Raw genomic sequence first — 23,835 nt, 5'->3', positions numbered from 1 at the left:
CCCGGCGGCAGGCGCCCGCCCTACATCCGGAAGAGCGGGCGCTTCACGGGCTCCAGCGGCGCGTTCGCGCAGGCGTCGAGCGCGAGGCCGATCACCCGGCGCGTGTCGCGGGGGTCGATGACCCCGTCGTCCCACAGGCGCGCCGAGGCGTAGATCGGGTTGCCCTGCCGCTCGAACTGGTCGCGCAGGCCGTCGCCGAACGCCTGCCGCTCGTCCGGGTCCCACGTCTCGCCCCGCGCGGCGGCCTGGTCGTCGCGGATCGTGGTGAGGACGGTGGCGGCCTGCTCGCCGCCCATCACCGAGATCCGCGCGTTGGGCCACATCCACATGAACCTGGGCGAGTACGCCCGGCCGCACATGCCGTAGTTGCCCGCCCCGTAGGACCCGCCGATCACCACGGTCAGGCGCGGCACCCGGGTCGTCGCCACGGCGGCGACGAGCTTGGCGCCGTCCTTGGCGATGCCGCCGGCCTCGTACTCGCGGCCGACCATGAACCCCGCGACGTTCTGCAGGAAGAGCAGCGGGATGCCGCGCTCGTCGCACAGCTCCACGAAGTGCGCGCCCTTCAGCGCGCTCTCGCGGAAGAGGACCCCCTGGTTGGCGAGGATCCCCACCGGGTGACCGTGCACGTGCGCGAAGCCGCAGACCAGCGTGTCGCCGTAGAGCGGCTTGAACTCGTGCAGCTCGCCGCCGTCGACCATCCGCGCGATCGCCTCCCGCACGTCGTACGGCTCCCGCGGATCCGTCGGCACGACGTCCAGCAGGGTCTCCGGGTCCAGCACCGGCTCGACCGACGGACGGGTCTCCCACGGCGCGACCGTCCCGGCCGGCCAGACGCCTTCGGCCGACGTCGGGCCGACGGGCTGCCGGCCGCGCGGCACGGTCTTCAGGATCCGGCGGACGAGCTGCAGCGCGTGCGCGTCGTCGTCGGCCAGGTGGTCCACGACGCCGGAGGTGCGGGCGTGCAGGTCGCCGCCACCGAGGTCCTCCGCGCTGACGGTCTCGCCGGTGGCGGCCTTCACCAGCGGCGGGCCGCCGAGGAAGATCGTGCCCTGGTCCTTGACGATCACCGTCTCGTCGCTCATCGCCGGCACGTACGCGCCGCCCGCGGTGCAGGAGCCCATGACCGACGCGATCTGCGCGATCCCCGCCCGCGACAGGTTCGCCTGGTTGAAGAAGATCCGGCCGAAGTGCTCGCGGTCGGGGAAGACCTCGTCCTGCCGCGGCAGGAACGCGCCCCCGGAGTCCACGAGGTACACGCACGGCAGGTGGTTCTCCAGCGCGATCTCCTGCGCGCGCAGGTGCTTCTTGACGGTGAGCGGGTAGTACGAGCCGCCCTTCACCGTCGCGTCGTTGGCGACGATCATCACCTCGCGCCCGTGCACCCGGCCGATCCCGGCCACCACCCCGGCGGCGGGCAGGTCGTGGTCGTAGACCTCCTCCGCCGCCAGCGGCGCGACCTCCAGGAACGGCGAGAACGGATCGATCAGCCGGTCGATCCGGTCCCGCGCCAGCAGCTTGCCGCGGCCGGTGTGGCGGTCGCGGGCCTTCTGCCCACCACCGCCCGCGATGCGGGTCAGCCGCGACTGCAGGTCGTCGATCAGCGCGAGGTGCCGGTCGCGGTTGGACGCGGGCGCCGCCGTGTCCGGACTCGTCGTCTCGGCGTCGATCGTCGTCGTCTCGGTGCTCATGCGCCCGTCCCCTCGTCGGTCTCCCGGAGGCGGGCCCCGGCCCGCGCGTCGTCGGTGCTCATGCCTGCTCCTCCACGGCCGCCAGCACCGCGCCGCGCGCGACGTGGTCGCCGACCGCGACGTCCAGCGCGGTCACCGTCCCGTCGTACGGCGCCGCGACGTCCAGCTCCATCTTCATCGACTCCATCACCACCAGCGACTGCCCCTCCGACACCCGGTCGCCGATCGCCGCACGCACCGCCAGGACGACGCCGGGCAGCGGCGCGACCAGCCCGCCCGCGACCGCTCCCGGGCCGCTCGCGACCTCGGGGACGTCGCGCCACGACCAGGTGCCGCCGGCGTCGTGCAGCCACGTCCAGGGGCCGTCGGTCGCAGTGCGGGCGCCGGGGTCGGCATGCCCGGCCGATCCTGCGCCGATCGTGACCTCGAGCCCCTCGGCCCCGACGCCGACCAACACGTCGATCCGCGCGTCGTCGGGGTCCTGCAGCTCCAGCCGCACCCGGCCGGCGGCGCCGATCCGCCAGGCGTCCGGGGTCGCGAACCCGCCCGGCCCCGCGGCCTCCGCGGCGCGGCCGTGCCGGTCCTGCGCGAGCGCGGCCAACGCCCGGTCGCGCGCGGCGACCGGCGGGGCCGCGAGCTCGGCACCGGCCTCGGGCTCGGCGAGCAGCTCCTCCAGCAGCGTCGTCGTCGCCTCGTCCGCGACCACCTCGTCGCGGGCGAGCAGCCGCCGCAGGAACCCCGCGTTCGTCTCGACGCCCAGGATCACGAGGCCCGCGAGCGCGCGGTCGAGCCGCTCGATGGCCTGCGCCCGGTCGCGGCCGAACGCGATGACCTTCATCAGCATCGGGTCGAACGACGTCGTGACGACCGTCCCCTCCTCGATCCCGGAGTCGACGCGCACGCCCGGGCCGGTCGGCTCCTCGTACGCGAGCACGGGGCCGATCGCCGGCAGGAAGCGCGGACCGTCGGGGCCGGCCGCGATGCGCTCCGCGGTGATCCGCGCCTCGATCGCGTGCCCGACCGCCGGCGGCGGACCGGGCGTCACGCCCGCCGTCCCCACGTTCCCGTCGCCGCACGCGACGGCACCGGAGGCCGTGCCGCCGCGAACGACCGAGGCTCCCGCCCCGCCCGCCGACAGCGGCTCGCCGTCGGCGATCCGCAGCTGCAACGCGACGAGATCGAGGCCGTGGACGAGCTCCGTGACCGGGTGCTCGACCTGCAGCCGCGCGTTCATCTCCAGGAAGTAGAAGGGCCGTGGCTCGGAGCCCGGGGCCGCGCCGTCCCGCGGGCCGGCGCCCGCTCCGGCCGGAGCGGAGTCGCGGGCGCCGGGCCCCGCCCCGGACACGTCGAGCAGGAACTCCACGGTCCCGAGGTTGCGGTAGCCCGCGGCGACGGCCAGCCGCACCGCGGCCTCGTGCAGCGCCGTCCGCTCCTCCGCCGTCAGGCACGCCGCGGGCGCCTCCTCCAGCACCTTCTGATGGCGGCGCTGCAGCGAGCACTCCCGCTCGCCGATCGCCCATGCCCCGCCGTGCTCGTCGACGGCGACCTGCACCTCGACGTGCCGCGCCGGCGTCACCAGCCGCTCGACCAGCAGCTCGCCACGGCCGAACGCCGCCAGCGCCTCCCGCCGCGCGGCGTCGACCGCCGCCGGGATCGCCGCGGCGTCGTCGACGCGCCGCATCCCCTTGCCGCCGCCGCCGGCGGTCGCCTTCAAGAGCAGCGGCAGCCCGACGCGCTCCGCGAACGCGGCCACCGCGGCCTCGTCGACGTCGGAGCCCTCCAGCCCCGGCACGACCGGCACGCCGGCCGCCGCCGCGGTCTCCTTCGACCGGATCTTGTCCCCGAGCAGGTCGATCGCGGCCGGCGGCGGCCCGATCCACGTCACGCCGGCGTCCGTGAACGCCCGCGCGGCGTCCGCGCGCTCGGCGAGGAACCCGTAGCCCGGATGGACCGCGTCGCAGCCGGTGTCGCGGGCGATCCGGACCAGCCGCTCGACGTCCAGGTACGGGGAGCGCTCGGGGTCGGCCGGCAGCGCCACGGCCCGGTCGCACGCCCGTACGTGCGGCGCCCCGGCGTCCTCCGGCGAGAACACGGCCACCGACTCGATCCCCCGCTCGCGCAGGGTCCGGGCGACGCGCACCGCGATCTCGCCGCGGTTGGCGATCAGGACGCGATCAGGCATCGGACCGCCCGCGGGTCCGGCGGGCCGCGCTGGCGCGGACCGACAGGGAGGGCACGACGGCGGCGGCGCGCATCGCCTTACGCCAGGACGGCGCGGGAGATGACCATCTGCTGCACCTCGTCGGTGCCCTCGCCGATGGTCAGGATCTTCGCGTCGCGGTAGAAGCGGCACACGGGGTACTCCTCCATGTAGCCGTAGCCGCCGTGGATCTGGACGGCCTCCTCCGACGCCTTGACCGCGAGGCGGCCGGTCTTGAGCTTCGCCTGCGCGGCGGTGAGCGAGAAGTCGCGGCCGGCGTCCTTCAGCGCGGCGGCGCGGTAGACGAGCAGGCGCGCGGCCTCGATCTCCGTCGCCATGTCCGCGATCTTGGCCTGGATCTGGCCGAACCGCGCGATCGGACCTCCGAACGCGTTGCGCGACTTCGCGTACGCCGCGGCCTCGTCCAGCGCGCCCTGCGCCAGGCCGAGCCCCATCGCGGCGACGCCGATCCGGCCGCCGTCGAGGATCTTCATGAACTGCTTGAAGCCGCCGCCGCGCGGGCCGAGCAGGTTCCCCTCCGGCACCTCGGCGCCGGCGAACGAGAGCGGACGGGTGTCCGACGCGTTCCAACCCATCTTGCGGTAGGGCACCCCGGGCTCGTAGCCGGGCGTGCCGTTGGGGACGATGAGGTTCGAGATCTCCGGGCGCGTCCGGCCCTTCGCGTCGGTGAACTCGCCCGTGACGGCGGTGATCGCGACGTGGCCGGAGATGTCCGTCCCGGCGTTGGTGATGAACTGCTTCGTGCCGTCGATCGTCCAGGTGCCGTCCTGCAGCGTCGCGCGCGTCTTGACGTTGCCGGCGTCCGATCCGGCCTCCGGCTCCGTCAGCCCGAACGCGCCGAGCTTCCGGCCGGCGCAGAGGTCCGGGAGCAGCTCGGCCTTCTGCGCGTCGTCGCCGAAGAGCCAGATCGGCTGCGTGCCGAGCGACGTGTGCGCGCACATCGTGATCGCCACGGACGAGTCGATGCGGGTGAGCTCCTCGACGGCCACGGCGTACTGCAGCGTCGTGCCGCCGGAGCCGCCGACCTCCTCCGGGAACGGGATGCCCATCCACCCGAGCTCGCCCATCTTCGCGACGAGCTCGTACGGGAACGCCTTCGTGCGGTCGAGCTCCTCGGCCACCGGGGCGACCTCCTGCACCGCGAACTCGCGGACGACCTTGCGCAGCTCGAGCGCGTCTTCGGGCAGATCCAGATCCATGCCTGGACTTCTACCGACCAAACGGTATAAAAATCAAGTCCGGGCTTCTCCGGCGACGCCCGCTTCGTCGATTCCGCCAAGCTCCACGACCGATGGCCGACCCACCCAAGAGCCCCACGCTGCGGCAGAAGTACGACTCGCGGCAGCGCGAGGTCCTCGACGCGTGCGCCCGGGTCTTCGCCGAGCGCGGCTACCACGGCACCTCGATCGACGACCTGATCGCGGCCACCGGCCTGGCGCGCGGCGGGCTCTACCACTACATCGGGTCGAAGTCCGAGGCCCTGACGCGGATCCTCGACGACCTGATGGGCCCGCTGCTCGAGCGCGTCACCCTGGCCGTCGAGGGGCCCGACGCGCCCGCGTCCGCCGTCGACCGCCTGCGGACGATGACCCGCGTCTGGATGCGCCAGGTCGAGTCCCACCGCGACCACGTCGCGGTCTTCGAGCAGGAGCGCCGGACCCTGGAGCGCGAGCCCGCGTGGGACGCGATCCGCCGCGACCGCCGGGCGTTCGAGGAGCTGCTCGTCGGGATCCTGCAGCAGGGCGTCCGGGACGGCGAGCTGGCGATCGCCGACCCCCAGCTCGCGGCGCTGGGGCTGCTCGGCATGGTCAACCACACCGCGCTGTGGTTCGTCCCCGGCGGCCGGCTGGACGCCGACCAGGTGGCCGACGGCTTCGTCGACGTCTTCCTCGACGGGGTCCGGCGGGGCTGACCGGACGCGGGGCCGGGCAGCGGCGAGGCCATCACCGGCGCCTCGCGGGGCGACGGGCGGCCCACCGCGCGGCCGGCCCGTCGTCAGCCCGCCGGGCTCGCCAGCGCCGCGAGGAGCGACGGGCGACCGTCCTCCCACGCCGACATCAGCGCCCGGGCGAAGCGGGCCTCGAGCACCACGAGCGCCGCGGCGCCGAAGAGCGCGTCACGGCCCATCTCCGGGTCCTGCAGCGCGAGGCCGCCGGCCAGGTCGACCGCGGCGATCGACTCGTGGACCGCGTCGGCCTCGACGTGCTCGTCGAAGAAGTCGGTGGCCTCGGCCGTGTCGAAGCCGAGCCGGCGCAGGCCCGCGGCGTAGCGGCGCGACGGGACCGACGAGGTCATCTCGGTCAGCGCGAGGTGCCCGACGCAGGCGCCCCGCAGCCGGCGATGCAGGCCGAAGAACGACGCGAGGTTCACCGTCGCCAACGTCGTCGCCGGCAGGACGTCGAGGTACGCGCCGTAGGAGCCGTCGAGCCCGAGGGCCCGCATGGTGGCCGCGAAGAGGTCCGCGTGGATGCGGTCGGGCTTGCCGCCGCCGTACTCGTCGACCTGGATCTCGACCATCGCGGACTTCGGGCGGCCCCAGAGGCGGGGCAGGGCGAACGAGTGCGGGTCGGCCTCCTTCAGCTGGTAGCCGGAGCGGTGCACGAGCAGCTCGCGGACCTGGTCCGCGGTGGCCCGCCGCTCGACGTGGCGGGCGACCGACGGGGCGTCGTCGTCGGCCGCGATCGCCCGCAGCGCGTCGTCCACGTGCCGCGGGTCCACGTCCGCCGGGGCGGGCACGGTCGCCCGGAGCGCGGCCTCGAAGGCGGCCTCCAGGACGGCGCGCACGCGCAGCAGGCCCGGGTCCCACTCCCACCGGTCGTCGACGCCGGGCAGGCCGCGGTAGTGCAGCTCGTAGCAGCAGTAGAGCGCGAGCTGGACGTCCTCGTCGGCCAGGACGTCGGCCGCGGCGGGCACCTCCGCCGTGGCGCCGTCGAGCGCGCCGGGGGCCGCGACGAGCGCCTCGAGGAGGAGGGTGCTCAGGGGGCCGCGGGGCGCGGGCAGGTGCGACGGGGCCATGGAGGGGAAGCTACCCAGCGGCCGGCGCGGCAAGCGTCCGGGTGCGCCTCGCCACCGCCGCCGGGGCCGGCCCCGCCCGGGACCGCGGCGCCCGGACGGACGGTCGCGGGATCTCCCGAGGCCCGGCGCGTTCGGCGCCCCGCGTTGCGGGTAGGGACGCCCCGGCACCAACCCGTGCCCCGACCCCATGCTCGACACTTCAGCGATCGTCTCCTCCTCCCTCCCGCGCCCGGCGTCCGGACCGCCGCTGCGGCTCGCGGCGCTGCCCGGCGTCTACGCCCCGACGGACGACTCGTGGCTCCTGGCCGCGGCCCTCGCCGAGGAGGAGCTGCGGGGCGCCCGGGTCCTCGACCTCTGCACCGGCAGCGGCGTCCTCGCCCTGACCGCCGCGCTCGCCGGCGCCGACGTGACGGCCGTCGACGTGTCGCGCCGCGCCGCGCTCACCGCCCGCCTGAACCTCCGCCGCCACCGCGTCCCGGGGCGGGTGCTGCGCGGCGACCTGCTGGACGCGGTGACCGGCGCGTTCGACGTGATCGTGTCCAACCCGCCGTACGTCCCCGCGACCCGGGCGGACGTGCCGCGCCGCGGCGAGGCCCGGGCCTGGGACGCCGGCACGGACGGGCGCGTCGTGATCGACCGGATCTGCCGCGCCGCCCCCGGACGGCTGCGACCCGGCGGCGTCGTCCTCCTGGTCCACAGCCACGTGGCCGGGATCGAGCGCACCGTCGACCTGTTGCGCGCCGGCGGCCTCGACGCCGAGGTCACCGTCCGCCGGAGCCTGGCCTTCGGTCCCGTGATGCGCGAGCGCGCCGCGTACCTGCGCTCCCTGGGTCTCGTCGCCCCCGAGGACGAGCACGAGGAGCTCGCGGTCGTCCGGGCGGTGCGGCCCGCGGGGTCCGCGCCCGCGTCGCGCGCGGGGGGCGGCCGTGTCTCCTCCGGGTCGGGTGTCACGGCGGCCGGGTCGGGGGACGCCGCCACCGAGGACGGGGAGATCGGGATGGCCGGGTCGGTGCGCACGCCGTGAGCGACGACGAGGTCTCGATCACGACGTACCGCGACGGCCCGCTGATCGTCCGCGGGCCGGTCGTCCTGCGCGACCAGGACGGCGGCCTGATCGACGCCGGCCGCAGCCCGGTCGCGCTCTGCCGCTGCGGCCGCTCCCGGATCCGCCCGTTCTGCGACGGCACCCACGCGACGACGCGCTTCCGGGCGCCGTCGGGGCGCGAGGACCGCGTCGGGCCGGCGGCGGGGGACGACGCCGAGGGCTGACCCGGGCGGCGACGCGGCACGACGCCGGCGGGGCCGCGGACGGGCCGGCCACCGGCCCGTGCGACGCGACCGCTGCCCGGTCGAATCCGCCCGGAGGAGGCGCGTCGCGGGTCCGGGCGCAACACTCCAGGGCAGATGTCCTTCCGCAGCCTGTACCAGCACGGCTTCGCCCGGGTCGCGGCCTGCACCGCCCGGGTGGCGATCGCGGATCCGCCGGCCAACGCCGAGGCGGTCCTGCGGCAGGCCCGCGCGTGCGACGCGGACGGCGTCGCGGTCGCGGTCTTCCCCGAGCTGACGCTGACCGGCTACTCGATCGAGGACCTGCTGCTCCAGGACGCCGTCCTGGACGAGGTGGAGTCGGCGCTGGCGACGGTCGTCGCGGGCTCCGCCGGCCTGACCCCGGTGCTCGCGGTCGGCGCGCCGTTGCGCCACCGCAACGGGGTCTACAACTGCGCGGTCGTGATCCACCGCGGCCGTGTCCTCGGCGTGGTGCCGAAGTCGTACCTGCCGAACTACCGCGAGTTCTACGAGGCCCGGCAGATCACCCCCGGCCCCGACGAGCGCGGCGAGATCCGGATCGGCGCCGAGGACGTGCCGTTCGGCACCGACCTGCTGTTCCAGGCCGACGACGTCCCCGGGCTCGTCGTGCACGTCGAGATCTGCGAGGACCTGTGGATCCCGGTGCCGCCGAGCTCCGAGGGCGCGCTGGCCGGCGCGACGGTGCTGCTGAACCTGTCGGGCAGCCCGATCACCGTCGGCCGCGCCGAGGACCGCCGGCTGCTCTGCCGCTCGCAGTCGTCCCGCTGCCTGGCCGCCTACGTCTACGCCGCGGCCGGCGAGGGCGAGTCGACGACCGACCTCTCGTGGGACGGCCAGACGATGATCCACGAGAACGGCGTCCTGCTCGACGAGACCGAGCGCTTCCCCGACGGCGACCGCCGCTCCGTCGCCGACGTCGACCTCGACCTGCTGCGACAGGAGCGCGCCCGGATGGGCACGTTCGACGACAACCGCCGCATCCACGCCGCGCGCACCGACGCGTTCCGACGTGTCCGCTTCACGCTCTCGCCGCCCGCGGGGGACCTCGGCCTGAAGCGCCGGCTGGAGCGCTTCCCGTTCGTGCCGTCGGACCCCGAGCGGCTCGAGCTGGACTGCTACGAGGCGTACAACATCCAGGTCGCGGGGCTCGTCCAGCGCCTCGGCGCGATCGGCGACCCCAAGGTCGTGATCGGCGTGTCGGGCGGCCTCGACTCCACCCACGCGCTGATCGTCGCCGCCAACGCGATGGACCGCGCGGGCCGGCCCCGCACGGACATCCTCGGCTTCACGCTCCCGGGCTTCGCCACCGGCGACGACACGAAGGCCAACGCGCACGCGCTGATGGCCTCGCTGGGGATCACGGCGGCCGAGCTCGACATCACGGACACCGCAACGCTGATGCTGCGCGAGATGGACCACCCGTTCGCGGCCGGCGAGCCGCAGTACGACGTGACGTTCGAGAACGTCCAGGCCGGGCTGCGCACCGACTACCTGTTCCGGATCGCCAACCAGCGCGGCGGGATCGTGCTCGGCACGGGCGACCTCTCGGAGCTCGCGCTCGGCTGGTCGACCTACGGCGTCGGCGACCAGATGAGCCACTACAACGTCAACGGCGGGGTGCCGAAGACCCTGATCCAGCACCTGATCCGCTGGGTCGCCTCGTCGGATCGCTTCGGAGCCGACGTCAACGCGACGCTGCTCGCGATCCTCGACACCGAGATCAGCCCCGAGCTCGTCCCCGGCGAGGCCCTGCAGTCGACCGAGTCGAAGGTCGGCCCGTACGCGCTGCAGGACTTCACGCTCTTCCACGTCCTGCGCTACGGCCTCCGCCCGTCGAAGATCGGCTTCCTCGCCTGCCACGCCTGGAACGACCCGGACGCGGGCGCCTGGCCCGCGGGCTTCCCGGACGCCAAGCGCGTGGGGTACGACGCGGCCGAGATCCGCCGCTGGCTCGAGCTCTTCCATCGCCGCTTCTTCGCCTTCGCCCAGTTCAAGCGCTCGGCGATGCCCAACGGCCCGAAGGTCACCGCCGGCGGCTCGCTGTCCCCCCGAGGCGACTGGCGCGCGCCGTCGGACGGCTCGGCGGCCGCCTGGCTGCGCGACCTGCAGCGGTGGGACGTCGAGGAGTGGGCCGGCGGCTGAGTCACGACGCTGCGACGGCCAGCCGGCCGCGCGGTCACCAGGGAGCCTTCCTAGGAGGTACCGATCCTGGTGACCGTGGTCCGCCGGGTCCGGCGGCCGGCCGCCCGCCGGACCGCCACCAGGAGCCCTTCCTGGGAGGTACCGATCCTGGTGACCACCGGCTCCGGCTCGCGGCGGGCCGCAGGCCGGAGCCGGGTCAGCGCAGCGCCCCCGCGTTGCGCAGGTTCGCCCGCGCCAGGTCGACCATCCGGCCGACGCCGCCGCTCAGCACCGTCCGGCCCGCCGCGGTGGCGAAGCCGCGGATCTGCTCGCCGCTGACGTGCGGCGGCATCGACAGGGCGTTGGGGTCGGTGACGACGTCGACGAGGACCGGGCCGTCGGCGGCCAGGGCCTTCGCGAGGCCCGCGCGGAGCTCCTCCGGCCGCTCGATCCGCAGCGACGGGATGCCCACGCCGGCGGCGATCATCGCGTAGTCGATCGGGTCGTGGTCGGTCTCGTGGTCGGGCAGGCCCTCGACGAGCATCTCGAGCTTCACCATCCCCAGCGACGAGTTGTTGAAGACGATCGTCTTGATCGGCAGGTGGTGCCGGCGGACGGTCAGGAGCTCGCCGAGCAGCATCGCCAGGCCGCCGTCGCCGGACATCGAGACGACCTGCCGGCCGGGCGCGGCGAACTGCGCGCCGACCGCGTGGGGCAGCGCGTTGGCCATCGACCCGTGCCAGAACGAGCCCATCACCCGGCGGCGGCCGTTCGGCGTCAGGTAGCGGGCGGCCCAGACGTTGTTCATGCCGGTGTCGACGGTGAAGATCGCGTCGTCGTCGGCGAGCTCGTCGAGGACGTCCGCGACGTACTCGGGGTGGATCGGCGTGCGCTGCCTCGCGTCGCCGGTGTAGGCGTCGACGACCCCGCTGAGGATCTTCTCGTGACGCTGCAGCGTGCGCTTCAGGAACTCCCGGTCGGGCGTGCGGTGCAGCAGTGGGCGGAGCGCCAGCAGCGTCTCCCGGACGTCGCCGTGGACCGGCAGCTGGACGGGGACGCGCCGCCCGATCCGGCCGAGGTCGCGGTCGATCTGGGCGGTCCGGGACCCCGGCAGGAACTCGGGGTACGGGAAGTCCGTGCCGAGCAGCACCACGAGGTCCGCGTCGTGCATCGCCTCCCAGCAGGCGCCGTAGCCGAGCAGCCCGCTCATGCCGACGTCGTAGGGGTTGTCGTACTGCAGGAACTCCTTGCCGCGCAGCGTGTGCCCGATCGGCGCGGCGACGGTCGACGCGAGGTCGAGCAGCTCCTCCCGGGCGTCCCGCGCGCCCGCGCCCGCGAAGAGGACCACCTTCTCGGCGTCGTTCAGGGCCTGCGCGAGCGCGCGGACCTGCGACTCCGGCGGGCTCAGCGTCGCGCGCTCGCTGACGAACGCGCTCTCGCCCAGCGGGTGGGTCGCCTTCAGGTCGGCGACGTCGCCGGCCATCACGAGCACCGACACGCCCTGGTCGCCGATCGCCCGCTGGATCGCGACGCGCAGCAGCCGCGGCATCTGCCCGGCGTTCTGGATCGTCTCGCACCACGTGCTGCAGTCGACGAACATCCGCTCGGGGTGGGTCTCCTGGAAGAACCCGGTGCCCTTGTGCTCCGACGGGATGTCGGACGCGAGCGCGAGCACCGGCGCGCCCGAGCGCTGCGCGTCGTAGAGCCCCTGGATCAGGTGCGTGTTGCCCGGGCCGCACGAGCCCGCGCAGACGGCCAGCCGGCCGGTGACCTGCGCCTCGGCCGCGGCGGCGAACGCGGCGGCCTCCTCGTTGTGGACGTGCACCCAGTCGATCCCGTCGATGCGCCGGATCGCGTCGACGACGGGGTTCAGCGAGTCGCCGACGACCCCGTAGACGCGGCGGACCCCGGCCTGCACGAGGACGCGGACGAACTGCTCGGCGATGTTCAAGGGAGGACTCCCGGTCGGGTGCGGTGGCGGCGGTGCGCGGGGCGGCGGAGAGCCCCCGCTGCCCGTCCCGTCAGCTTCGCACCCACGCGGGGGCGGGTCTGTGGGACGGGCAGCGGACCGCGTCCGTCCCCTGTCGCTGCCGGCCGCCTCCTCCCGATCACGGCGGGAGACGACGACCGGGGGCGGCGCGTGTCCCCCCGCGAGCGATGCGGTTACCCCGTCGGGCAGGCGCCGGGACCGATCGCCGGTGCGAGGGTCGACGAACCACCCTGATGCGCTCGCGGCGACGCACCGCCGCCGCGAGCCCCGTCCCACGACCCGAGGCCCTCCATGCCCACCACCTCCGTCTCCACCGACGTCCTCGCCGCCTACCCGGCGCGGTACCTCGCGGCCTGGAACCAGCGCGACCTCGCCGTCGCGCTCGAGGTCATCCACCCCGACGTGCACTGGACGGACCCGCTCCTGCCGGGGCCGATCACCGATCACGAGGGCGCCGGCGGGTTCTTCCAGGGCGCCTGGACGGGCTTCCCGGACTTCCGCATCGAGGCGGTCGGCGAGCCGCTCCTCGACGCCGCGACGGGCCGGGTCTCGTCGGAGTGGGTCATGACCGGCACGCACACCGGCGAGTTCCCTCCCGGCGCGCCGATCAGCGGCAACGCGTTCGAGGTCCTCGGCAGCGACACGTGGCAGGTCGACGCCGACGGCCGCGCCACGTCCGTCCACGCGTACTACGACTCGCTGACGCTGCTGCGCGCCATCGGGCTGGCCTGACCCGACCGCCCCCGGGCGGCGCGTCGCCCCGCCCGGACGACGTCCCGGCCCGGCCGCACCCCTCCCCACCCCGACCCGACCCAGGACCCTCCGATGACCGACCCGATCGAGACCGCCGACGTCGTGATCGTCGGCGCGCGCTGCGCCGGCACCGCCGCCGCTGTCCCCCTGGCCCGCGCCGGGCTGCGGGTCGTCGTGCTGGACAAGGCGCGCTTCCCGGCCGACACGATGTCGACGCACGTCCTCGTCCCCAACGGCGTGCAGGAGCTGCAGTTCATGGGCGCCCTGCAGAAGATCCTCGCCCTCGGGCCGGCGAAGTCGCGGTACCTGACGCTCCACGACGGCGACCTCGAGGTCCGCGAGCGGTTCAAGCCGTTCTCCGGGATCGACTACGGGCTCTGCATCCCGCGCGACCAGCAGGACGTGCTGCTCGTGGAGGCCGCGCGCGACGCCGGCGCCGACGTCCGCGAAGGCACCTCGGTGGACGAGGTCGTCTGGCGCGACGGCCGCGCGGCGGGCGTGCGCTGCCGGACGCGCGAGGGGTCGTACGAGATCCAGGCGCGGCTCGTCATCGGCGCGGACGGCCGGCGCTCGCGCGTCGCCGCCGAGGTCGACGCCTGGGAGCCGTACCGCGCGTCCCGCAACGGCCGCGGGTTCGCGTTCCGCTACGTCGACGACCCGCTCGGCGAGGACGCGCCGAGCGCGTTCCAGATCTTCCGCGCGCACGGCAACCAGGTGCTCGTGCTGCCGTCGTGCCCGGCGGGCCGCACGCTCGTGGCGAACATGACCGACGCCGCCGCGATCCCCGGCATCCGCGCCGACCCGGAGGCCGGCTGGCAGGACATGCTCGACAAGGACCCGGCCCTGAAGGAGCGGATCGGCGCCGCCGGCGGGCTCAGCCGCATGCGCACGACCGACGACCTCTCGTCGTACTACCGCCGCTCGTGCGGGCCGGGCTGGGCGCTGGCCGGCGACGCGGGCCACTTCAAGGACCCCGTCACCGGCAACGGCATGCGCGACGCGTTGAAGTTCGGCCGCCTGCTCGGCGAGGCCGCCGCGACGACGCTGCACGACCCGGCGGAGCTCGACGCCGCGCTCGTGACGTGGGAGCAGGCGCGCGACGCCGACACGATCTCGACGTACCACTGGGGCAACCGCGAGTCGCGGCCCGGCCCCGCGTCGCCGCTGGTGCGCGAGGTGCTGCGAACGTTCTCCGGGAGCGAGGCACCGAACCTGTCGGACACGTTCAACCGGGCCCGCCCGATCGAGGCGATCATCACCCCGGCCCGCATGGCCCGGGGCCTGTGGGCGGCGCTGCGGGCGCCGGGCGCGGACCGCCGCGCGATCCTCCGCGAGGTCTGGGGCGAGCTGCCGATGGAGATCGGCGCGCGGCGCCACCGCCTGCTCGACGGCTTCCGCTCCACCCGCTCCGCCGGCACCGAGCGCGACGGGTGGGACGTCGGACCGACGCCCAAGCCGCCGTCGTGGCGGGCCGCCGCCGAGCCGGTCCCGGAGGCCCGCGCCGAGGCCGACCCCGCCCTTCCCGCGAGCGGCGCCGGCGATCCCGCCGTTGCGGCCTGACCCCCGTCCGGAGAGACTGCTCCCGTGCCCAAGCTGCAGCCCGTCGACGAGGCGTTCTTCGCCTCCGCCCCTTCGATCTACAAGGAGACGTTCGCGGTCCCCCGCCCGGCCTCCGCGGTCTGGGGGGAGCTCGTCGAGCAGAAGCCCCTGGACTGGTGCCGGCTCCTGTCCGGGAAGTGGACGTCCGAGCGCCCGTTCGGCGTCGGCACCACCCGCCAGATGAAGGTCCTCGGCGGCGCGATCACCGTCCAGGAGCACTTCTTCGTCTGGGAGGAGGGCCACCGCCACGCGTTCTACGTGACCTCCGCGAACCTGCCGCTGTTCAAGCGCCTGGCCGAGGACTACGTCGTCGAGCCCGACGGCGAGGACGCCTGCCGCTTCACCTGGACGATCGCGCTGGAGCCGACGACGCTCGGCAAGCCGGGCGGCCCGCTGAACAAGCTCATCTTCGGCAGCCTGTTCTCGGACACCCGCAAGCACTTCGCGGCGGGCTGAGCGCGGCCAGGCGCCCGGCGGCGCGGCGAGGCGCGGCGAGGCGGGGCGGGCCGACAGGCCCTGCATCGCGACGGCTCCCGCTTCATCGGACCAGCCGGTCATACTTGGTTATACTCGTGTCATGAAGACGGCGATCTCCGTCCCCGATCCGACGTTCGCCCGCGTCGACGAAGCCGCTGCCCGCCTCGGCGTCTCGCGGAGCGAGTTCTACGCGCGAGCGGCGGAGCGGTGGCTGGCGGAGCTCGAACGCGACAGCGTCACCGCGCGGATCGACGCCACGCTGGCGGCGGCCGGAGACACCGACGAGAACGATGCGTTCCTCGCCGAAGGGGGCCGGCGCACCACCGCACGCAGCCCGTGGTGACCCGCGGCGAGCTGTGGTGGGCCGACCTCGGCGTGCCACGCGGGTCCGGCCCAGGCCTTCGCCGACCGGTCGTCGTCGTCAGCTCCGACGACTTCAACGCCTCGCGGCTGCGCACCGTGACCGTCGCGGTCGTGACGTCGAACGTCCGGCTCGCGGTCATGCCCGGCAACGTGCTCCTGCCGGCCGACGTGTCGGGTCTGGATCGCGACTCGGTGGTCGACGTGACGCAGGTGATGACGGTCGACCGGCTGGATCTCGAGGAGTTGATCGGCCGACTCCCGGCCTGGGCGCTGGCCGAGCTCGACGCCGGACTGGCCGGCGCCCTCGGGCTGTCGGCTCGCGGCTGATCGACCCGGGAGGACCTCGTCCCACGGGGCGCGCTCCTCCCCCACATCGCCGAGCGCGATGCGCCATTGGGGGGAGGTCTGACGGTGGGGGACGCCGTACGTTCGCGTTGCCGCGGTGCGCCCACGGACGCCGTCGGCCCGCCGTCACCGAGGAGAGAGCCCGATGCCCCCCGCGATCCCAGACCAGCCCGGCGACCTGCCGGACCTCAACACCGCCCTGCAGACCGGCGTCACGGTCGTGCTCTGGGCGCTGTCGATCGCGCTGCTCGTCCAGGCCGTCCGGATCTACCGCCGCGACGGCTCGCCGCTCGCGGTCCTGCTGTGGTTCGCGATCGCCGTCGGCAGCCTCATCGAGCCGCTCTACGACATCGCCTACCACCTGTTCTGGCACGTCTACGACGACGGCGGAGGGGACGCGCAGTGGACCCTCTTCACCGCGTTCGACCTGCCCCAGCCCGTCTGGGTGATGCCGGCCTACATCGTCGTCTTCGCCGGGCCCGTGATCTTCATGTACCAGGGCCTCGCGAAGGCCGCGACGATGCGCCAGGTCTTCCGCTTCGCCGGGATCACCGCCTTCACGACGTGGTTCTTCGAGACGCTGATGATCAACCTGCACCTCTACTCGTACTGGGGCAAGCAGCCGACGGACCTCCTGGACTACCCGGTCTACATCTCGTTCATGGAGGCCGGCCAGATCACCGGCTTCGCGATCCTCGTCGCGCTGCTGAGCCGCCGCGCGACCAAGAGGATCCACCTCGCCGCGGTCTTCGTCCTCTTCCCGGCGAACTTCGCGTTCACGACGCTGGGTGCCGGCTTCCCGGCCCTGATCGCGATCAACTCCTCGCAGGACGCCTCGATGCCGCTGCTCTGGCTCGCCGCCTTCGCGAGCGTCGGCCTCGTGACCACGGGCCTCTGGTGGACGGCGCGGCTGCTGATCCACGACCAGGAGCAGGAGGCGGCGCGCACCGCGCCCGCCGTCGCGCCGGCGGCCGCGGCCCCCGACCCCCCGCCGGCCCGGGCGGCCGAGCAGCCGGTCGGGGTCCCCGCCGACTGATCGCGGGGGCGCGCACGTCCCACCTTCGGCTCGTCCCGGACGAGCCACCACCGGCACCACCCAGAGGAACCCCACCGTGACCAATCCCGAATCCGTCGTCCGCTCGTACTTCGAGGCGGCCGCGAAGCCCGGCAACCTCCTCGCCGCCGTCGACGAGCACTTCACCCCGGACGCGATCTGGCAGAACACCGGGCTGCCGACCGCCGAGGGGATCGAGGCCATCAAGGGCTTCTGGCAGCACTTCGTCGACCAGTACGCGATGCACGCGATGATCGTCGAGGTCCTCGCGCTCGCGGTCGCCGGCGACCGCGTCGTCACCGAGCGGATCGACCACTTCGACGACCCGGCCGGCAACCGCGTCGCCTCCGTCCCCGTCGCCGGCACGTTCGTCGTCCGGGACGGGAGGATCGCCCTCTGGCGCGACTACTTCGACCCGCGGCCGTTCCTGGGGTAGCCGGGCGCTGTCGGGTCGGACAACCCGCGGCGAGGACGATGACCGGCGCATCGCGTACGCCGGATACGGTCGTGCACGGCGGAGGCCTTCCCGGTCCCGCCGCACCGCGCCCCAGATCGGACCATCCCCATGCCGCCTGCCCCGACCGGATCCGGCCTCCCGCCCTTCCTCCGCACCGGCGACGGCACGCCGCTGGTGCTGCTCCACGGTCTCACGGGGACGTGGCGCGTCTGGACGCCCGTGCTGGAGCCGCTCGCCGCCGCGCACGACGTCCTGGCGCCGACGCTGCTCGGCCACGGCGGCGGCACGCCGCACCCGGCGGGCACCGAGATCAGCGTCGCGTCGCTGGCGGACGACGTCGAGCGCGCGATGGACGCGGCGGGCTTCACGACGGCCCACATCGCCGGCAACTCGCTCGGCGGCTGGGTGACGCTGGAGCTCGCCCGGCGGGGCCGCGCCCGGACCGCCGTCGCGCTGTCGCCCGCCGGCGGCTGGCTCGACGACCGCTTGCTCGCCCGCGTCTCGAAGCTCATGCGCCAGGCGTCGCGCTTCGGCACGGTGACGAACCCGACGGTGTTGCGGATCCTGCGCCGGCCCCGCGCGCGGCACTGGGCGTTCCGCGGGGCGATGGCCCACGGCGAGCGCGTGCCTGCCGTCGCGGCGCTCGAGATGGTCGAGGACCTCGGCGCCTGCACGGTGCTCGAGCCGTTCCTCGCGGCGACCCTGCGCGACGGCCCGTTCGCGGAGGACATGTCGCAGGCCACGTGCCCGATCCGGGTCGCGTGGGGCGAGCTGGACCGCACGATCCCATTCCCCGGCTACGGCGTGCCCCTGCTGCGGCGCCTGCCGACCGCCGAGGTCGTCCACCTGCCGGGCGTCGGCCACGTGCCGATGTTCGACGACCCGCCGCTGGTCGCCCGCACGATCCTCGAGGTCACGTCGAAGGCCGACGCGGCAGCCGGGACGTCCGCGTGAGCCGCGTCCCCGAGGCCGCCGACTGGGGCACGGCGGACGAGCTCACGCCGTTCGAGACGATGATGTGGCGGGCCGACGCCGACCCGACGCTGCGCTCCGCCGGCGTCGTCGTCGAGGTCCTCGACCACGCCCCGGACTGGGACCGCCTCGTCGCCGGGCACCGCTGGGGCGTCCAGCGCGTGCGGCGGATGCGCCAGCGGATCCTCGAGGACGTCTCGCGCGTCGGCCAGCCCGCATGGGTCGACGCCGACGTCGACCTGGCCCACCACGTCCGCCGCGTCGTCCTGCCCGCCGGCGCCACGTTCGACGACGCGCTCGCCGTCGCCGCCGACCTCCACATGGAGGCCTTCGACCGCGACCGCCCGCAGTGGCTCGGCGTGCTCGTCGAGGGGCTCCCCGGCGGGCAGGCCCTGTACCTGCTGAAGCTCCACCACTCGATGGCCGACGGCACGGCGATCGTCCAGCTCCTGGACCTCCTGCACAGCCACACCGCCGAGCCGACGGCCACCGCCGAGGGGGTCGGCTCGATCGCGCCCTCGGCGTCGCACTCGGGGCCGGGGCTCGTCGTCCGCAACGCCGCGCGGCAGGCCGGGAGGACCCCGGGAATCGTCCTGCGCGGCACCCGCTCGCTCGGCGGCCTGGCCCGCCGGCCGCGTGCGAGCACGACCGCCGCGCTGCGCTACGCCCGCTCGCTCGGCCGGGTCGCCGGGGCGTCGCCGGCCGCGCCCTCGCCGGCGATGCGCGAGCGCGGACTGGGCCGCGCGGTCTTCCCGCTCGACGTGCCGATGGCCGACCTGCGCGCCGCCGGCAAGGCGCTCGGCGGCTCCCTGAACGACGCGTACCTCGCCGCGCTCGGCGGCGGCCTGCGGCGCTACCACGAGGCGATCGGCGTCGCGGTCGACGCCGTGCCGCTCGGCATGCCGATCAGCCTCCGCGCCGCGGGGGACTCCGAGGGCGGCAACCGCTTCGCCGGCGCACGCATCGCGCTGCCGGTCGGCGAGCCCGACCCCGCGGAGCGCGTCCGCCGGATCCGCGAGCAGGTCCTGGCCGCCCGCGACGAGCCCGCGCTGGACTTCACCGGCGCCACCGCGCCGCTGATGAGCCGCCTGCCGACCGCCGTGCTGACCCGCGCGACCGCGAGCTTCACGCACGGGCTCGACGTCCAGGCCTCGAACTTCCGCGGCCTCGACCGCGTCGCGTACATGGCCGGCGCGGAGGTGCTGGCCGTCTACCCGATGGGCCCGGTGCCGGGTTCGGCGTTCATGGCGACGCTGATCAGTCACCGCGGCACCTGCTGCATCGGCGTAGCGGTCGACACGGCCGCGGTGACGGACGTCGGGCTGCTGCGTACGAGCCTGCGCGAGGGCCTCGAAGAGGTCCTCGCGGCCGGGGCGGTCGCATGAGGCCGGTGACACGACCCGGCCGGACGGGCGCCGCCGCGGCCGGGGGACGGACGTCGTGAGCCCGACGGCGAACGCCTCCCGCGTCGAGGTCGTGCGGCCCGACGGCTGGTCGCCCGACGCCCCGCTCGTCCTGCTCGCGCGCGCCGAGACGGCCGTCGAGCGCGACCTGCTGCGGGCCGCGGCCCGGGAGCTCGGGGCGACGGTCGCCGGCGACGTCCCCGTCGTCACCACCGGGGACGCGGCGATCGCGGCGTCCCGCGACGGGGACCGGCGGATCGCGCCGGTGCGGGTCGTCTGGACCGACGGCGACGCCGACGCCGGCCGCCCCCTCGGACTGCTCCGCGACCTGGTATCCGCCGGCGAGCCATCCGCCCTGCGCAACCGCCGTCAGGGTCGTCGCGTGCGCCGCGACCCCGGGCGCTGTCTCGTCGTCGTCGGCGCGCCGGCCACGATCGGCGAGCTGGAGGACCGCTGGAACGAGCGGCTCGGCCCGTCGACGTCCGACGACCTGCCGCGGTTCGTCGAGCGGCAGGCCGACATCGCCCTGGAGCGCGCCCAGCGGCGGTTCGTCGGCGAGCGCTACCGCGCGCCGCTGGCGGTCGTCGACGAGCTGACGAGCCAGCCGGCGTTCGTGCAGGACGCCGCGCGCCTGGCCGGCGACCTCGGCCGCGACCCCGCCGGGGTGCTCGCCGACGCGCGCGCGTACCTCGAGGAGATGGCGACCCAGCAGCAGAAGGTCGCGCGCGACGTCTGGGTCCGCTGGGCGCGCTTCCTCTACTCCCGCGCGTACGAGCTGCAGGTCGACCCGCAGGCGATGGAGCGGCTGCGGGAGCTGAGCACCAAGCACCCGATCGTCTTCCTGCCGTCGCACCGGTCGAACCTCGACGGCTACGTCATGGCCGCGCTGCTGCACGACCACGGACTGCCGCCGAACCACACGCTCGGCGGGATCAACATGGCGTTCTGGCCGATCGGGGCGCTCGGCCGCCGCGTCGGCGTGATCTGGATCCGCCGGACGTTCAAGAGCAACGAGATCTACAAGTTCACGCTGCGGCGGTACCTCGGGTTCCTCGTCTCCAAGCGCTTCAACCTCGAGTGGTACATCGAGGGCGGACGCTCGCGCACCGGCAAGCTGCTGCCGCCGCGGCTCGGGCTCTTCAACTACCTCGCCGACGCCGTCGAGGAGCTCGACATCGAGGACGTCCACGTCGTCCCGGTGTCGATCACCTACGACGAGCTGCAGGAGGTCGCCGAGATGACGACCGAGTCCCGCGGCCACAAGAAGCCGGCCGAGGGCCTGCGCTGGATGATGGACTTCGCGCGGTCGCAGCGGGGCACCTTCGGCGGCGTGCAGGTCACGTTCGGCGAGCCGCTGGCGCTGAGCCCGGCGCTGCGCGAGCGCGTCCACGACGGGCCCGACCTCGACGAGAAGGCGGCGCGTCGGCTGGCCCGCAGCAAGGTCGCGTTCGAGATCTGCACGCGGATCAACCGGGCGACCCCGGTGACGCCGACGTCGCTGGTGACGCTCGCCCTGCTCGGCGGCGAGGACCGCGCCCTCACGCTCGAGGAGCTCCGGACCGCGCTGGAGCCGCTCCTCACCCACGTGCGGGCGCGCGACATCCCCGGCCGCGAGCGGGCCGAGGCGCTGACCACCGCCGAGGGCGTCGAGCGGGCGGTCGCGACGCTCCGCGGCAACGGCGTGGTCGAGACGTTCACCGACGGCCCGGAGCCCGTCGTCCGGATCGGCCCGGCGCAGGAGCTGGTCGCGGCCTTCTACCGCAACACCGCGATCCACTGGTTCCTGACGCGCGCGATCGTCGAGCTGGCGCTCCTGGGCGCCGCGACCCGCGAGCCCGACGCGGGCGAGGACCCGGCCGCGGCGGCGCTCGAGGACGCGTTCCGCATCCGCGACCTCCTGAAGTTCGAGTTCTTCTTCCCCGAGAAGGACGCTTACAAGGCGGAGCTGCAGGCCGAGCTGGCGCTCATCGACCCGGACTGGCGCGACCACGGGCCCGACCGGATCACCGAGCTCGGCGAGGCGGCCGCGCGCTCCGGCGCGCTGATGGCCCACCGCGTGCTGCGATCCTTCGTCGAGGCGTACCTGATCGTCGCCGACCACCTGGCCCGCCAGGGTGACGCCCCGGTCGACGCCGACGAGGTCGTCCGGCGTAGCCTGGACCTGGGCCGGCAGTACCGGCTGCAGCGCATCGTGACCAGCGAGGAAGCCGTGTCCAGCCACCTGTTCCAGTCCGCCCTGAAGCTCGCCGCCAACCGCGGGCTCGTCGAGCACGCGCCGGGGCTCGCGGAGCGCCGCGCGGCGTTCGCCGCCGAGGTCCGTGACGTCCAGCGCCGGCTGCGGGGCATCGCCGACTTCGACCGGACGCGCTCGCGCGCCGCCGCCCGGGTGGCGGGATGAGCATCGAGGAGCGGCTCGCCGCCGTGGAGGGCGCGCCCGAGGGCCCGCAGGTCGCCGCGATCTTCGACTTCGACGGGACCGTGATCGACGGGTACTCCGCCTCCGCCCTGATGAAGGACCGCTTCCGGCGCCGCGACATCGGGCTGATGGAGCTCGCCGGGCTGACGCTCGTGGGCCTCAAGGGCGCGGCCGGGAAGAGCAGCTTCGACGAGCTGATGCGCGTCGGCGTGCACGCGCTGAAGGGGCGGAAGCAGGCCGACCTCGACGCACTCGGTCGCCGCCTCGCGCGCAGCGTCACCGGCGGCTGGCTGCACGACGACGCGTTCGTGCTGATCCAGGCGCACCAGCGGCGCGGCCACACGATCGTCATCGCCAGCTCGGCGCTGCCGTTCCAGATCGAGCCGCTGGTCGCGGAGCTGGACGTCGAGCACGTCCTCTGCACGCGGCCGTCGGTCGTCGACGGGGTGCTCGACGGCGGCATCCAGGGCGACGCGATCCTCTGGGGCCCGGGCAAGGCGGACGCCGTCGAGGCGTTCGCGGACGAGCAGGGGATCGACCTGACGGCGAGCTTCGGCTACGCCAACGGCGCGGAGGACGTCGAGTTCCTCTCCACCGTCGGGCACCCCGTGGCGGTGAACCCCCACGACGACCTGCGGGCCGTCGCCGAGGCCCGGGGCTGGCCGACGGAGCGCTTCGTCGCGCGGCCGGCGCTGGGCGTCGTCGACAAGGTGCGGTCGCTCGCGGCCTACACGAGCATGGCCACGTCGTTCGGCGTGGGACTCGGGCTGGGGGTGCTCAACCGCGACCGCCAGGTCGCCGTCGACGTCACGCTCGACGTCGGCAGCCGCCTGGCGCTGGCCTTCGCGGGGGTGAAGATCGACGTTCAGGGCGAGGAGCACGCCTGGTCGCACCGGCCCGCGGTCTTCATCTTCAACCACCAGAGCTGGCTCGACGGCCTGATCGTCATGCGGCTCCTGCGCCAGGACATGACCGGAGTGGCGAAGGCCGCGGCCCGGAACCAGCCCGGCATCGGGCACTTCCTGCGCCTCACCGGCGTCGCGTTCGTCGAGCGCGACGGGAAGGGCGACCCGCGCAAGGTGCTCGACCCGGTCGTCGCGCGCCTCGACGACGGCCTGTCGATCGTCCTCTCGCCGGAGGGCACCCGGTCGACGACGCGCCGGCTCGGGCCGTTCAAGAAGGGCGCGTTCCACATGGCGATGCAGGCCGGCGTGCCCATCGTCCCGATCGTCCTGCGCAACGCCGGCGAGCTGCAGTGGCGCGGCGACGGCTTCATCCGCCGCGGCACCGTGGACGTGAAGGTGCTGCCGCCGCAGCCGAGCACCGACTGGACCCCGGAGTCGATCGACGGCGAGGTCGCCCGCATCCGCGGCCTCTTCCAGCAGACCCTCGACGACTGGGACCCGAAGCCGCCGGCGGCGCTCGGGCGCGGGGCGGGCTGAGGCGACGGGGCGTCTCCCCAACGGCGCCCCGGGGTGATCGCGGATCGGCATATCCGTCGGTCGTCCGCGGAACTACGGTCCGACCGATGACACACCGTACGCCGGGCTCCCCACGATGACCGCCCAGACCGGGTCCGACGTGGATGAGGTGGCGCTGGAGCGCTGGCTGGTCGCGCGTGGCCTGCTGGACGCGGTCACCGACGTGCGG

20 protein-coding genes are annotated in these 23,835 nt (G+C 74.7%); 15 read left to right on the top strand and 5 right to left on the bottom strand.

Annotated features, from left to right (window positions below; genetic code table 11):
* Nucleotides 1-20: 20 nt before the first annotated feature.
* From AB0L40_RS10270 to AB0L40_RS10260, 3 genes are all read right to left on the bottom strand, one after another.
* Complete coding sequence (locus AB0L40_RS10270) at nucleotides 21-1,691, bottom strand: carboxyl transferase domain-containing protein (protein WP_364353109.1); 1,671 nt, start codon at nucleotides 1,689-1,691, stop codon at nucleotides 21-23.
* Nucleotides 1,692-1,749: 58 nt separating this feature from the next.
* Nucleotides 1,750-3,873: a biotin carboxylase N-terminal domain-containing protein gene (locus AB0L40_RS10265; protein ID WP_364353106.1), complete on the bottom strand. Its 2,124-nt coding sequence runs from the start codon at nucleotides 3,871-3,873 to the stop codon at nucleotides 1,750-1,752.
* 77 nt (nucleotides 3,874-3,950) lie between these two features.
* A complete protein-coding gene (locus AB0L40_RS10260; protein ID WP_364353103.1) occupies nucleotides 3,951-5,111 on the bottom strand; it encodes an acyl-CoA dehydrogenase family protein in 1,161 nt (386 codons plus the stop codon).
* A gap of 92 nt (nucleotides 5,112-5,203) precedes the next feature.
* Here AB0L40_RS10260 and AB0L40_RS10255 point away from each other — a divergent pair, with 92 nt between their 5' ends.
* Nucleotides 5,204-5,824: a TetR/AcrR family transcriptional regulator gene (locus AB0L40_RS10255; RefSeq protein ID WP_364353100.1), complete on the top strand. Its 621-nt coding sequence runs from the start codon at nucleotides 5,204-5,206 to the stop codon at nucleotides 5,822-5,824.
* 83 nt (nucleotides 5,825-5,907) lie between these two features.
* Here AB0L40_RS10255 and AB0L40_RS10250 read toward each other — a convergent pair whose 3' ends face one another.
* Nucleotides 5,908-6,927, bottom strand: a complete 1,020-nt coding sequence (locus AB0L40_RS10250) for an iron-containing redox enzyme family protein (RefSeq protein ID WP_364353097.1) — start codon at nucleotides 6,925-6,927, stop codon at nucleotides 5,908-5,910.
* A 187-nt stretch (nucleotides 6,928-7,114) separates the two neighbouring features.
* Between AB0L40_RS10250 and AB0L40_RS10245 the strand changes: the two genes are divergently transcribed.
* From AB0L40_RS10245 to AB0L40_RS10235, 3 genes are all read left to right on the top strand, one after another.
* Nucleotides 7,115-7,951 carry a HemK2/MTQ2 family protein methyltransferase gene (locus tag AB0L40_RS10245; RefSeq protein ID WP_364353094.1) on the top strand — a complete coding sequence of 279 codons (837 nt, stop codon included), beginning with the start codon at nucleotides 7,115-7,117 and terminating at the stop codon, nucleotides 7,949-7,951.
* Nucleotides 7,948-8,196 (top strand): CDGSH iron-sulfur domain-containing protein, encoded by a 249-nt coding sequence (locus tag AB0L40_RS10240; protein ID WP_364353091.1) that lies wholly within the window; start codon nucleotides 7,948-7,950, stop codon nucleotides 8,194-8,196. Before AB0L40_RS10245 ends, AB0L40_RS10240 begins: the two co-directional genes overlap by 4 nt.
* Before the next feature lie 135 nt (nucleotides 8,197-8,331).
* Entirely contained in the window at nucleotides 8,332-10,377 is a 2,046-nt protein-coding gene (locus AB0L40_RS10235) for an NAD(+) synthase (RefSeq protein WP_364353088.1), read from the top strand.
* A gap of 196 nt (nucleotides 10,378-10,573) precedes the next feature.
* Here the strand turns inward: AB0L40_RS10235 and AB0L40_RS10230 are convergent, their stop codons facing one another.
* Nucleotides 10,574-12,307, bottom strand: coding sequence for a pyruvate dehydrogenase (locus AB0L40_RS10230; RefSeq protein WP_364353085.1), 1,734 nt, complete (start codon nucleotides 12,305-12,307; stop codon nucleotides 10,574-10,576).
* A 330-nt stretch (nucleotides 12,308-12,637) separates the two neighbouring features.
* On the opposite strand from AB0L40_RS10230, the gene AB0L40_RS10225 reads away from it, so the two are divergent.
* The 11 genes from AB0L40_RS10225 to AB0L40_RS10175 all read left to right on the top strand — a co-directional run bounded on the left by AB0L40_RS10225 (nucleotide 12,638) and on the right by AB0L40_RS10175 (nucleotide 23,627).
* The gene (locus tag AB0L40_RS10225) at nucleotides 12,638-13,078 is read left to right on the top strand and encodes a nuclear transport factor 2 family protein (RefSeq protein WP_364353082.1); all 441 of its coding nucleotides are present in this window, start codon (nucleotides 12,638-12,640) and stop codon (nucleotides 13,076-13,078) included.
* A gap of 93 nt (nucleotides 13,079-13,171) precedes the next feature.
* Nucleotides 13,172-14,659: an NAD(P)/FAD-dependent oxidoreductase gene (locus AB0L40_RS10220; RefSeq protein ID WP_364353079.1), complete on the top strand. Its 1,488-nt coding sequence runs from the start codon at nucleotides 13,172-13,174 to the stop codon at nucleotides 14,657-14,659.
* A 24-nt stretch (nucleotides 14,660-14,683) separates the two neighbouring features.
* Nucleotides 14,684-15,154, top strand: coding sequence for an SRPBCC family protein (locus AB0L40_RS10215; protein ID WP_364353076.1), 471 nt, complete (start codon nucleotides 14,684-14,686; stop codon nucleotides 15,152-15,154).
* A 121-nt stretch (nucleotides 15,155-15,275) separates the two neighbouring features.
* Nucleotides 15,276-15,518: a ribbon-helix-helix domain-containing protein gene (locus tag AB0L40_RS10210; RefSeq protein WP_364353073.1), complete on the top strand. Its 243-nt coding sequence runs from the start codon at nucleotides 15,276-15,278 to the stop codon at nucleotides 15,516-15,518.
* Nucleotides 15,512-15,865, top strand: a complete 354-nt coding sequence (locus AB0L40_RS10205; RefSeq protein WP_364353070.1) for a type II toxin-antitoxin system PemK/MazF family toxin — start codon at nucleotides 15,512-15,514, stop codon at nucleotides 15,863-15,865. The genes AB0L40_RS10210 and AB0L40_RS10205 overlap by 7 nt, the downstream gene beginning before the upstream one ends.
* Nucleotides 15,866-16,028: 163 nt before the next feature.
* Nucleotides 16,029-16,919: a hypothetical protein gene (locus AB0L40_RS10200; protein ID WP_364353067.1), complete on the top strand. Its 891-nt coding sequence runs from the start codon at nucleotides 16,029-16,031 to the stop codon at nucleotides 16,917-16,919.
* Nucleotides 16,920-16,995: 76 nt separating this feature from the next.
* Entirely contained in the window at nucleotides 16,996-17,373 is a 378-nt protein-coding gene (locus AB0L40_RS10195; RefSeq protein ID WP_364353065.1) for a limonene-1,2-epoxide hydrolase family protein, read from the top strand.
* A 129-nt stretch (nucleotides 17,374-17,502) separates the two neighbouring features.
* Nucleotides 17,503-18,348 (top strand): alpha/beta fold hydrolase, encoded by an 846-nt coding sequence (locus tag AB0L40_RS10190; protein ID WP_364353062.1) that lies wholly within the window; start codon nucleotides 17,503-17,505, stop codon nucleotides 18,346-18,348.
* Nucleotides 18,345-19,751, top strand: coding sequence for a wax ester/triacylglycerol synthase domain-containing protein (locus AB0L40_RS10185; RefSeq protein ID WP_364353059.1), 1,407 nt, complete (start codon nucleotides 18,345-18,347; stop codon nucleotides 19,749-19,751). The genes AB0L40_RS10190 and AB0L40_RS10185 overlap by 4 nt, the downstream gene beginning before the upstream one ends.
* A gap of 55 nt (nucleotides 19,752-19,806) precedes the next feature.
* Entirely contained in the window at nucleotides 19,807-22,167 is a 2,361-nt protein-coding gene (locus AB0L40_RS10180; protein ID WP_364353056.1) for a glycerol-3-phosphate 1-O-acyltransferase, read from the top strand.
* Nucleotides 22,164-23,627, top strand: coding sequence for an HAD-IB family hydrolase (locus AB0L40_RS10175; protein ID WP_364353053.1), 1,464 nt, complete (start codon nucleotides 22,164-22,166; stop codon nucleotides 23,625-23,627). The genes AB0L40_RS10180 and AB0L40_RS10175 overlap by 4 nt, the downstream gene beginning before the upstream one ends.
* Nucleotides 23,628-23,835: the final 208 nt, after the last annotated feature.

The sequence above is a fragment of the Patulibacter sp. NPDC049589 genome (assembly GCF_040675535.1).
In the GTDB taxonomy this organism is placed as follows: Bacteria; Actinomycetota; Thermoleophilia; order Solirubrobacterales; family Solirubrobacteraceae; genus Patulibacter.
The sequence above is the reverse complement of the archived record's forward strand: the minus strand, read 5'-3'. Positions and strand labels throughout refer to the sequence as shown.